This is a genomic window from Kitasatospora sp. NPDC007106, from assembly GCF_040634455.1.
GTDB lineage: Bacteria > Actinomycetota > Actinomycetes > Streptomycetales > Streptomycetaceae > Kitasatospora > Kitasatospora arboriphila.
In genome coordinates this window covers 1-11,434 of sequence record NZ_JBEYFP010000154.1, presented here as the reverse complement: position 1 = coordinate 11,434, position 11,434 = coordinate 1, and the positions used below count along the sequence as shown (strand labels likewise).

The following is an 11,434-nucleotide window of genomic DNA, read 5'->3' as shown; positions in this document are numbered from 1 at the left end:
GCCCGGCGCGGCCTGCTGGCCCTGGCCGGGGCCGAGCGCGCGGCGCTCGGCGGCGGCCGCCTCCTCCTGGGCCCGCTTCAGCGGGTTGCCGGACTTGCGCTTGCCCTTGGCGACCGGGGCCTTCTTGGCGGAGCGCTTGCCGCCGCCGCCCATCCCGGGAATGCCCGGCATGCCGGGGATGCCCTTGCCCGAGGCCATCGCGGACATCATCTTGCGGGCCTCGAAGAACCGCTCGACCAGGTTGTTGACCTCGCCGACCTGGACGCCGGAACCCTTGGCGATGCGCAGCCGGCGCGAGCCGTTGATCAGCTTCGGGTCGGTGCGCTCGGCGGGGGTCATCGACTTGATGATCGCGCCGACGCGGTCGACGTCCTTGTCGTCGATGTTGTTGATCTGGTCGCGGATCTGGCCCATGCCGGGCAGCATCCCGAGCAGCTTGGAGATCGAGCCCATCTTGCGGACCTGCTCCAGCTGGGACAGGAAGTCGTCCAGCGTGAAGTCCTTGCCGCCGCCCTGCAGCTTGGAGGCCATCTTCTCGGCCTCGGCCTGCGAGAAGGTCTGCTCGGCCTTCTCGATGAGCGAGAGCATGTCGCCCATGCCGAGGATGCGCGAGGCCATCCGGTCCGGGTGGAAGGCGTCGAAGTCGTCGACCTTCTCGCCGTTGGAGGCAAACATGATCTGGCGGCCGGTCACGTGCGCGACCGAGAGCGCGGCACCGCCGCGGGCGTCGCCGTCGAGCTTGGAGAGCACCACGCCGGTGAAGTCGACGCCGTCGAGGAAGGCCTGGGCGGTGGTGACCGCGTCCTGGCCGACCATGGCGTCGACCACGAACAGGACCTCGTCCGGGTCGACCGCGGCCCGGATGTCGGCGGCCTGCTGCATCATCTCGGCGTCGATGCCGAGGCGGCCGGCGGTGTCGACGATGACCACGTCGTACTGCTTCTGGCGGGCGTACTCGATCGAGTCGCGGGCCACCTTCACCGGGTCGCCGACGCCGTTGCCCGGCTCCGGGCCGTAGAAGGCCACGCCGGCGCGGTCGGCCACGACGCCCAGCTGGGTGACCGCGTTGGGGCGCTGGAGGTCGCAGGCGACCAGCAGCGGGGTGTGCTTCTGCTGCTTCAGCCAGTGGCCGAGCTTGCCGGCGAGCGTCGTCTTACCGGCACCCTGCAGACCGGCCAGCATGATGACGGTCGGGCCGCTCTTCGCGTAGCGCAGGCGCCGGGTCTCGCCGCCGAGGATGCTGATGAGCTCCTCGTTGACGATCTTGATGATCTGCTGGGCCGGGTTCAGCGCGCCGGAGACCTCCGCGCCGAGGGCCCGGTCCTTCACCTGCTTGATGAACGCCCGCACCACGGGCAGCGCGACGTCCGCCTCCAGCAGCGCGATCCGGATCTCGCGGGCGGTGGCGTCGATGTCCGCCTCGCTGAGGCGGCCCTTGCCCCGGAGGTTCTTGAACGTCGCTGCGAGGCGGTCGGAGAGAGTGTCGAACACGTCGGTCGCGGGTCCCTTGCGGCATCGGTACGGGTACTGTCGTCGCCCCCAGGGTATCCGGCCGCCCGGCGAACGGTCTCCATCCCGGGATTCCCGCGGGCGCACCGGCTCCCCGGCCGCCCGCGCGGGGCTCAGCCGAGCGCCTCCTGCACCGCTCTGGCCACCTGCACCGCGCGGTCCGCGGCCAGCGGCAGACCCTCCGCGTCGGTGACGTAGAAGGCGTCCACCGCGTCGGCGCCGAGGGTGGAGACGTGCGCGGTGCGCACCCGCACCCCGGCCGCGTCCAGGGCCCGGCCGATCCGGTGCAGCAGGCCCGGCGCGTCGTGCGCGCGGACCTCCAGGATGGTCGCGCTGGAGGACGCGCCGGGGGCGACCGAGACCACCGGGGGCGGGGTGGCGATGCCGCGCCGCCGGGGCGCGGCGGCATCGCGTTCGGCGAGCTTGCGGGCGACGTCCAGCGAGCCCTCCAGGGCCCGGCGCAGGTCGGCGCGGAGCCGGGCCGCCTCCGGCAGTTCGCCGTACTCGGCGGCGACCGTCCAGGAGAGCAGCAGCACCGGGCCGGCGTCGATCGGGTCGAGCTCGCGCAGCGAGGCGGAGCGGACGGTGAGCCGGTGCAGCGCCAGGACGCCCGCGACCGTGCCGAGCAGCCCGGGACGGTCGGGGATGGCCAGGGTGAGCTCGACGCCCATCGGCTCGGTGCCGGTGGTGCCGGTGCTGCCCGTCTCGGTGTGGGCGTGCAGCGAGAGCGCGGGTCCGCCGGTGCGGGCGGCCTCCACGGCGAGCCGTTCCTGCTCGGCGGTCGGGTCGCCGGCCGGCGGGTGGCTGACGCCGCCGGTGAGGCGGGCCGCCGCCCGGGCGACCAGGTTGCCCACCAGCGAGGCGCGCCAGCTGCTCCAGGCGGCCGGGCCGGTGGCGGTGGCGTCGGCCTCGGTCAGGGCGTGCAGCAGCTCCAGGTGCGGCAGGGTGCCGACCACCTTGGTGATCGCGTCGACGGTGGCCGGGTCGTCGGGGTCGCGGCGGGTCGCGGTGTCGACCAGCGTCAGGTGGTGGCGGACCAGCAGGGCGAGGGTGTCGGTGTCGGTCTTGTCGAAGCCCATCCGGGCGGCGACGTCGCGGACGATGACCTCGCCGGCCTCGGAGTGGTCGCCGGGCCAGCCCTTGCCGATGTCGTGCAGCAGGGCGGCGACGAGCAGCAGGTCGGGGCGGGCCACCCGGCGGGTCATCGCGGCGGCCCTGACGGCGGTCTCGATCAGGTGCCGGTCGACCGTCCAGCGGTGCACGGCGTTGCGCTGCGGGCGGCAGCGCACCCGCTCCCAGTCCGGCAGCAGCCGGGTGATCAGCCCCTCGGCCTCCAGCGCCTCCCAGACCGGCAGGCAGGCCTCGCCGGCGCCGAGCAGGGTGATCAGCTGCTCGCGGGCCTCGTCGGGCCACGGCACCGGCAGCGGCCTGGTCTCGGCGGCCAGCCGCCGGACGGTGGCGTAGGCGACGGTGAGGCCGGCCTGCGCGGCCGCGGCGGCGGCGCGCAGCGGCAGCACCGGGTCCTGCGCGGGGCGGGCGCCCTGGGCGAGCACGGCCTCGCCGTCCTGCTCGACGACGCCCTCGGCGAGCGGGCGGCGCTCCACGGCGCCCTTGGCGACCGCGCCGGAGCCGCGGCCGGTGCCGCTGAACGGGAAGGCGATCCGGGAGAGCCGGCGGCCGCGGTTGCTGCGGGCGGCGAGGACGCGGTCCACGGCCCGCCAGGTGACGTCGGAGGCGTAGGTGATGGTGCGGGCGGCCTCGTAGACCTGGCGGAGCAGGGTGTCGGCGTCGAGGACGCCGAGCCGGGCGGCGACCTGGTCCTGGTCCTGCAGGCTGAGGCGCTCGGTGGCGCGGCCGGTGGTGAGGTGCAGGGCGTCGCGGACGTCGGCGAGGCGGGCTGCGGCGGCCTCCAGGCCGTCGCGGGGGGCGTCGGCGAGCCAGGTGGCGGCGATGGCCTTGAGCGCGACCACGTCCCGCAGGCCGCCGCGGGCCTCCTTGAGGTCGGGTTCGAGGAGGAAGGAGAGCTCCCCGTGGCGTTCGGCGCGCTCGGTGCACAGCTGCTGGAGTTCGGGCAGCCGGCCGGCGGCGCCGGCCCGCCAGTCGGCGAGCAGGGTGGAGCGGAGCGAGGCGGTGAGCGCGGCGTCGCCGGCGATGTGGCGGGCGTCCAGCAGGCCGAGCTGCGCCTTGAGGTCGTCCGCGGCGACGGCGCGGGCCTCGTCGAGGGTGCGGACGGCGTGGTCGAGGGCGGCGCCGGAGTCCCAGACCGGGTACCAGATGCGTTCCGGCAGCCGGGGGTCGATCGGGCCGTCGTGCAGCAGCAGGACGTCGAGGTCGCTGCGCGGGGAGAGTTCGCCGCGGCCGTAGCCGCCGACCGCGACGAGCGCGGTGCCGGCGGGTGCGCCGGCGTCCCGGTGGAGGCCCGCGAGCCAGCCGTCGGTGAGCCGGGCGAGGGCGGTGCGGCGGGCGGCGCCGCCGAGACCGGGGTCGGCGAGCAGCCGGGCGCGGGCGGCGCCGTGGTCGTCCGGGCGGGCCGGGTCGGAGGGGTGGGCTTCGGTCGTGGTCACGTCGGAGATCCCATCCGTGGGGCGGGGTGCCGGATACGCGTCCGGCGGACCTGCCGGTGGGCAGGTCCGCCAAGAGCGTGTGGTGCTGATGCTAGAGCGCGTCGGGGCCGCGCTCGCCGGTGCGGACGCGCACCGCCGTGTCGACCGGGACGGCCCAGACCTTGCCGTCGCCGATCTTGCCGGTGCGGGCGGCCTTGACCACGACGTCGATCAGCTGCTCGGCGTCGTCGTCCTCGACGAGGATCTCGATGCGGACCTTGGGCACCAGGTCGACGGTGTACTCCGCGCCCCGGTAGACCTCGGTGTGGCCGCGCTGCCGGCCGTAGCCGCTGGCCTCGGTGACGGTCAGGCCGTGGACGCCGAAGGCCTGCAGGGCCTCCTTCACGTCGTCCAGGCGGTGCGGCTTGATGACTGCGGTGATGAGCTTCATCAGGCGTCGACCTCGGCCTTCTCGGCGGTGCTGGCGGTGGCGGCGGGAGCGGCGGAGACGGCGCGGACGAGGCTGGCGCCGACGGCGGTGAAGTCGTAGGCGGACTCGGCGTGCTCGGCCTGGTCGATGCCGGACACCTCGACCTCCTCGGAGACCCGGAAGCCGATGGTCTTGTGGATGGCCAGGCCCAGGATGCCGGTGACGACGAAGGAGTACGCCGCGACCGCGACGACGCCGAGCGCCTGCTTGCCGAGCTGCTCGAACCCGCCGCCGTAGAACAGGCCCTGGGCGGTCTGGCCGACGTGGCCGGTGGCGAAGAGGCCGATCAGCAGCGAGCCGATGACACCGCCGACGAGGTGGACGCCGACCACGTCGAGGGAGTCGTCGAAGCCGAGCTTGTACTTGAGGCTGATCGCCGCGGCGCAGGCGACACCGGCGATGACGCCGATGGCGATGGCGCCGAGCGCGGAGACCGAGCCGCAGGCGGGGGTGATGGCGACCAGGCCGGCGACCGCGCCGGAGGCGGCGCCCAGGGTGGTGAACGCGCCGTGCTTGATCTTCTCGTAGGCGAGCCAGCCGAGGACGGCGGCGGCGGTGGCCACCTGGGTGTTGAGGAAGGCCATGCCGGCGACGCCGTTGGCGGCCAGCGCGGAGCCGGCGTTGAAGCCGAACCAGCCGAACCACAGCAGGCCGGAGCCGAGCATCACCAGCGGGAGGCTGTGCGGGCGCATCGGGTCCTTCTTGAAGCCGATGCGCTTGCCGAGGATCAGGGCGAGCGCCAGGCCCGCGACACCCGCGTTGATGTGGACGGCGGTGCCGCCGGCGAAGTCGATGACGCCGTTGCGGTCGCCGAGCCAGCCGCCGTTGCCCTTGTCGAAGGCGAACACCCAGTGCGCGACCGGGAAGTAGACGACGGTGACCCAGAGCGCCACGAACAGCGACCAGGCGGTGAACTTGGCGCGGTCCGCGATGGCGCCGCTGATCAGGGCCGGGGTGATGATCGCGAACATCAGCTGGAAGGCGGCGAACCCGGTGACCGGGATGGTGCCGCTGAGGTCGTTCATCCCGATGCCGCGGAAGCCCAGGAAGTCCAGGTTGCCGATGAGGCCGGCGCCGGCGTCCGGCCCGAAGGCGAGGCTGTAGCCGTAGAGGACCCACAGGACGCTGACGATCGCGAGCGTGATGAAGCTCATGACCAGCATGTTGAGGGTGCTCTTTACCCTGACCATGCCTCCGTAGAAGAAGGCCAGACCCGGTGTCATCAACATGACCAGGGCCGCACAGATGAACACAAAGGCGGTATCGCCCGCGCTGAAGCCGTCCGGCATCGGCGTCTCCTCGTGAATGGAAGCCGCTCCACGCCCGGGATCCCTGTCCCGTGCCACCCGGGGTGTCGGCGATGTGAAGGAGAGTGCCGAAGGCTGATTTCGGCCGATGCGGCTCGGTGTTTCGCTGCCGTGACGCAACCGACGGGAGCGTTACGAGCGCGTGAACCACGGCCGTGCCATGACAGATCTTGCGTTACCGTTCCGCCGCTCGGTACAGCGGGTACGGGGTGGTTCACCGACCGTGGGGGCCCGCGGGCCGGAGGGCGGGGGAGCCCGTACGGATACGAGGCCGCACGGACCCCCACGGTCGGGGTCGGGGGGCGAGTGGCCGGAATCCGGCCCCCTCGCGGGTGGCGGTCAGACCGCCGAGGCGAACTCCGGGATGTCCTGCACGACCCGCTCGGCGAGCCGGGAGACCTCGGGCACGCCCTTGTACTGGCGGTTGGCGGCCTCGGTGGTCTTGCGGACGCGGGTGTTCAGCCGCTCGGAGCGGACCTTGGTGGCGATGTCGACGGCCTGCTCGGCCATCACCGCGGCCTGCTCGGGCTCGTTCTGCAGCAGGTGGACGCTGGCCATGCCGATCAGGTTGAAGGCGTAGCTGCGGACGTGGTCGCCGTCCTGGCGGAACAGGTCGACGGCGCGCTCCATCACCGGCGCGGACATCGAGGCGTACAGCTGGCTGCGGCTGGAGTGGTACGCCAGGTCGCGGAAGGAGTGCGCGTTCTCGGCGTTGAGCTCGGCCTCGGAGAAGAAGGTGAGCCAGTTCGGGTCGGCGTCGCCGGTGCGGCAGTCGCTGAAGGTGTCCTCGGCCAGGCGGGCGGCCCGGGCGCAGCGGTTGACCTCGCCGATGGTGGCGTAGGCGCGGGCCTCCATCGCGTACAGCAGCGCCTGCTGGCGGGGGGTGGCGGTGTCGCGGCTGCCGTACTGGGCGAGGTGGATGAGCTCCAGGGCGTCCTCGCCGCGGTTGAGGTGGATCATCTGGCGGCTCATGTCGGTCAGGATGAGGGCGCCGAACGGGCGGTCCCCCGCTTCCTTGGCGGCATGGAGGGCCAGGACGTAGTACTTCTGGGCGCTGGGGTGCATGCCGACGTCGTAGGACATCCAGCCGGCCAGGTGGGCGAGTTCGGCGGTCAGGCGGAAGAGGCGCTTGGTGGTGGGCTCGGGATAGGACTCCTGGAGGAGGTCGGTGACCTCGTGGAGCTGGCCGACCACGGCCTTGCGGCGCAGGCCGCCGCCGTTCTGCGCGTCCCACTGGCGGAACATCACCGTGGTCTGCTCGAGCAGTTGGATCTCGGGCTCGGAGAGCCGGCCGGTGTAGGGCTCGCCGCCGTTGGCGGCGGTGAGGATCGGGGTCGGCGCGCCGCCGGGGCCGGGGGTCAGCCAGCGCTGCATCGGCTCGATCAGGGCGGCGCCGGCGGTCAGGGCGAGCGAGGTGCCGAGGAAGCCGCGGCGGTTGAGCATCAGGTCGCTGCGCGAGTACTCGCTGATCAGCTGGACGGTCTGGTCGCCGCTCCAGGGCAGGTCGACGCCGCCGCCGACGGTCGAGACCGGGACGGCGGCGCGCAGGCCGAGGTCCTCGACGGAGACCACCGAGCCGAAGCGCTCGGAGAACAGCTCGGACATGATCTTCGGGATGGGCTCGCGGGGTTGTTCGCCGTCGAGCCAGCGGCGCACCCGGGAGGTGTCGGTGCTGACGTGGTGGGCGCCGATCTGGCGGGCCCGACGGTTGACCTGACGCGCCAACTCGCCCTTGGACCAGCCGCTTCGGGCGAACCACGACGTCAGCTTCTCGTTCGGTTGCTTCTCTCCCATGGGAACGTCCCCATCCCGCCCGGCCCCGCCTCGGGGCCCGCTCGTGGTGCCCGACCGTCCGGGCGCTTGCTCGACGTACCGTGCCTGCTCGACTGCCGAGGAGGCGGACCCTCGTACTGTGGACGGTCCGCTGTGCTCCGTGTGCCGAACGTAACGTGATTTCCGCCATCCGGGGGAGCACCGCCGAGGAAACGCCACCTTTCGCCACCCCTGAGAGTGAACAAAGAGTGGCCGCGTCGCGCTTCACTGGTAGCCGGTTCGCAGTGACCCCGGCACATGCCCGACGGATGGGCTCCCGCCCTGGGGGCGGATCAACTTCCGCTGATGCTACCGGTTTTGACGGCACCCCAGACGACGGAGGAATCCTCGTGCGACTGCGACCTCCCGGTCTGCGCAGCTCCGGGGCCCGCCGGCTGCTGGAACGCGCCGCACGAATCGGAGCGCATCCACAGGCGCGCGCCTCCGGTGCACCACCCGCACCGCGCGGTCCGTCCGACGCACCGTCACAATCCCGTAACCACCGGCATCCAGAACCTGTTGGGGGAGGCATGGACAACCTGTTCGGCGAACTCCGGCTGCGGCACCTGCGGCTGGCGCCGCGCGGCACCCTGCGGCGCACCAGGGCCACCACCCTCCGGGCGGCCGGCGAGTACACCTCCCGCCTCGGCTGGACGGTCGTCGCGGGGGCGGCCCGCGCCCACCACCGCTCCCCCGGGGTCTGCGACTGCGCCGCCGCGCACTGCGCCGCCCCCGGCCTGCACGCGGTGCCCGGCCCGAAGGCCGCACCCGGCACCCCCGCGGACGAACTGCGCGCGCTGCTGGCCGCGGACGCGCCGGTGCTGCTGCCGGCCGGTCTGCACTTCGACGTGCTGGACGTGCCGGAGCAGCCCGGTCTGCAGGCGCTCGTCCGGCTGGAGCGGATGGGCACCCAGGTCGGGCCGGTGATCGCCTCCCCCGCCGGCCGGCTGCTGTTCTTCGTCGCCCCCGGCACCGCCCCCCGGCTGCCCGAACTGCTCTACCGGACGGGCTGGGACGACGCCTCGCTCGACCTGGTCTGCCACGGTGCGGGCGCGTACGTGGCGGCGCCGCCGACCGTGCTCGGCGGGCTCGGGCCGATGCGCTGGCTGCGCCGCCCGACCAGGGAGAGCGCGGCCTGTCCGCCGGAGGCGCGTCTGCTGCTCGGCACCCTGGCGTACGCCTGCCACCGCGGCCGGGCCCGCGCCTGCGAGCCGGCCTGGCTCGCCTCCTGACCCGAGTCGTACGAAGAGCGGCGGGCCGCCGCCCCGGTGAAGGGGCGGCGGCCCGCCGCTCTTGCTGTCGTGGCCGTGCCGTGGTGGCCGTGCCGTCCGGTCGCCGGTCAGTTGCCGATCAGTCTCCGATCAGGGCGTCCACGAAGGCGGCCGGCTCGAAGGGGGCGAGGTCGTCGGCGCCCTCGCCGAGGCCGACCAGCTTGACCGGCACGCCGAGTTCGCGCTGGACGGAGACGACGATGCCGCCCTTGGCGGTGCCGTCGAGCTTGGTCAGCACGATGCCGGTGATGTCGACGACCTCGGCGAAGACCCGGGCCTGGACGAGGCCGTTCTGGCCGGTGGTGGCGTCCAGGACGAGCAGCACCTCGTCGACCGGGCCGTGCTTCTCGACGACGCGCTTGACCTTGCCGAGCTCGTCCATCAGGCCGGTCTTGGTGTGCAGCCGGCCCGCGGTGTCGATCAGGACGGTGTCGACGCCCTCGGCGATGCCCTCCTTGACGGCGTCGAACGCGACCGAGGCCGGGTCGCCGCCCTCGGGCCCGCGGACGGTGTGCGCGCCGACCCGCTCGCCCCAGGTCTGGAGCTGGTCGGCGGCGGCGGCGCGGAAGGTGTCGGCCGCGCCGAGCACCACCCGTCGGCCGTCGGCGACCAGCACGCGGGCGAGCTTGCCGGTGGTGGTGGTCTTGCCGACGCCGTTGACGCCGACGACCAGGACGACCGCCGGGCCCTCCTCGTGCTTGGTGGAGCGGACGGTGCGGTCGGCGTCCGGCCCGATCAGCGCGACGAGCTCCTCGTGCAGCAGGCCGCGCAGCTCCGCGGGGGAGCGGGTGCCGAGCACCTTGACCCGGGTGCGGAGGCTGTCGACGAGCTCCTGGGTGGCCGCGACGCCGATGTCCGCGGTGAGCAGGGTCTCCTCGATCTCCTCCCAGGTGTCCTCGTCGAGGCGGTCCCGGGAGAGCAGGGTGAGCAGGCCCTTGCCGAGCGCGTTCTGCGAGCGGGAGAGCCGGGAGCGCAGCCGGACGAGCCGGCCCGCGGTGGGTTCGGGTACCTCGACCGCCGGCGGGGCCGCGGCCTCCGCCGGTGCCTCCACCGGGACCTCGGGGGCCTCGGGGGCCGTCGTGGCCTCGGGGAGCTGCACCTCCTCGATGGTCTGGACGGGTGCCTCGCTGGGCGGGGCGGACTCCTCGCCGACCTGCGGCTCGCGCGGCGGCGTGATGACGGGTGCCTCGGGCTTGGGAGGCACCGGCTTGCGTCGTCTGCCGTTGACGACGAGGCCAGCGATCGCGCCGACGGCGACCACGGCGATGACTACGGCAAGGATCACGTATTCCATAACCCCCCCAGTATCGGCGACGCCCCCGCGCCGCCGGGAGTAGCCGGGCGGCGTGGCTCGCTCACCGTCCGTGGGCCCGCCGGGCGCGGGCTCAGCCGGCCGGGGCCGGGGTGCGCCTCTCCTCGTGCTCTCCCCCGTCGTGCTCTCCCCCGGCCTGGCGGCCGGGAGGTGCCCCCACGCGCAGCCGCTGGCTGATCACCTGGGAGATGCCGTCGCCCTTCATGGTGACGCCGTAGAGGGCGTCGGCGGCCTCCATGGTGAGCTTCTGGTGGGTGATGACGAGCAGCTGGGAGCTCTCCCGGAGCTCCTCCATGATCGCGATCAGCCGGCGCAGGTTGGTCTCGTCGAGCGCCGCCTCCACCTCGTCCATCACGTAGAAGGGGCTGGGGCGGGCCTTGAAGATGGAGACCAGCAGGGCGACGGCGGTCAGCGAGCGCTCGCCGCCGGAGAGCAGCGACAGCCGCTTGACCTTCTTGCCGGGCGGCCGGGCCTCCACCTCGACGCCGGTGGTCAGCATGGACTCGGGGTCGGTGAGCACCAGCCGGCCCTCGCCGCCGGGGAACAGCCGGGAGAAGACGCCCTCGAACTGGGCGGCGGTGTCCTGGAAGGCGGCGCTGAACAGCTGCTCGACCCGGGCGTCGACGTCCCGGACGATGTCCATCAGGTCGCGCCGGCTCTTCTTGAGGTCGTCGAGCTGCTCGCCGAGGAAGCGGTGCCGTTCCTCCAGTGCGGCGAACTCCTCCAGAGCCAGCGGGTTGACCTTGCCGAGCTGCTGGTAGGCGCGTTCGGCGGCCTTGAGCCGCTTCTCCTGCTCGGCCCGGTCGTACGGGCGGGGCTCGCCGGGCTCGGCGCCGTCCTCCGGGACGGGCGGCGGGACGGGCTGGTCGGGGCCGTAGCCGTCGATCAGCTCCTGGCCGCCGATGCCGAACTCCTCCAGCGCGCGGGACTCCAACTGCTCGATGCGCAGCCGCTTCTCGGCGCGCAGCACCTCGTCCCGGTGGCCCGCGTCGACGAGCCGGTCGAGTTCGGCCTTGAGTTCGCGGCCGTGCTCGCGGGCGGTGCGCAGCTCGGCCTCCCGCCCGGTGCGGTCCTGCTCGACGGCGGTGCGTTCGGCGTCGGCGGCGGTCAGCGAGGACCCGACGGCGGCGAGCAGCACCCGGGCGCCGTCGGCGACCGCGGTGGCGACCGCGGCCTCGTGCCGGGCGCGG

The 11,434-nt window shown here is 73.6% G+C and carries 8 protein-coding genes; 1 reads left to right on the top strand and 7 read right to left on the bottom strand.

All coding sequences use genetic code 11. The annotated features are described in order from the left end of the window. The 5 genes from ffh to ABZ641_RS15500 all read right to left on the bottom strand — a co-directional run. Positions 1–1,491, bottom strand: a 1,491-nt coding sequence (gene ffh / locus ABZ641_RS15520; RefSeq protein WP_359982185.1) for a signal recognition particle protein, incomplete at its 3' end; no start/stop codon positions are given. Between the two features lie 131 nt (positions 1,492–1,622). Then, positions 1,623–4,073, bottom strand: a complete 2,451-nt coding sequence (locus ABZ641_RS15515; RefSeq protein ID WP_359982182.1) for a [protein-PII] uridylyltransferase — start codon at positions 4,071–4,073, stop codon at positions 1,623–1,625. Between the two features lie 91 nt (positions 4,074–4,164). Beyond that, a complete protein-coding gene (locus ABZ641_RS15510) occupies positions 4,165–4,503 on the bottom strand; it encodes a P-II family nitrogen regulator (protein ID WP_030275697.1) in 339 nt (112 codons plus the stop codon). Then, positions 4,503–5,831 (bottom strand): ammonium transporter, encoded by a 1,329-nt coding sequence (locus ABZ641_RS15505; RefSeq protein WP_344625139.1) that lies wholly within the window; start codon positions 5,829–5,831, stop codon positions 4,503–4,505. Before ABZ641_RS15505 ends, ABZ641_RS15510 begins: the two co-directional genes overlap by 1 nt. Before the next feature lie 357 nt (positions 5,832–6,188). After that, positions 6,189–7,643 (bottom strand): hypothetical protein, encoded by a 1,455-nt coding sequence (locus tag ABZ641_RS15500; protein WP_344625140.1) that lies wholly within the window; start codon positions 7,641–7,643, stop codon positions 6,189–6,191. Positions 7,644–8,191: 548 nt separating this feature from the next. On the opposite strand from ABZ641_RS15500, the gene ABZ641_RS15495 reads away from it, so the two are divergent. Continuing rightward, positions 8,192–8,893, top strand: a complete 702-nt coding sequence (locus tag ABZ641_RS15495) for a bifunctional DNA primase/polymerase (RefSeq protein WP_344625141.1) — start codon at positions 8,192–8,194, stop codon at positions 8,891–8,893. A gap of 118 nt (positions 8,894–9,011) precedes the next feature. Here the strand turns inward: ABZ641_RS15495 and ftsY are convergent, their stop codons facing one another. Together ftsY and ABZ641_RS15485 are read right to left on the bottom strand one after the other, a co-directional pair. Further along, positions 9,012–10,226 (bottom strand): signal recognition particle-docking protein FtsY, encoded by a 1,215-nt coding sequence (gene ftsY, locus ABZ641_RS15490; protein ID WP_344625142.1) that lies wholly within the window; start codon positions 10,224–10,226, stop codon positions 9,012–9,014. Positions 10,227–10,317: 91 nt separating this feature from the next. Then, positions 10,318–11,434, bottom strand: a 1,117-nt coding sequence (locus tag ABZ641_RS15485) for an AAA family ATPase (protein WP_359982177.1), incomplete at its 5' end; no start/stop codon positions are given.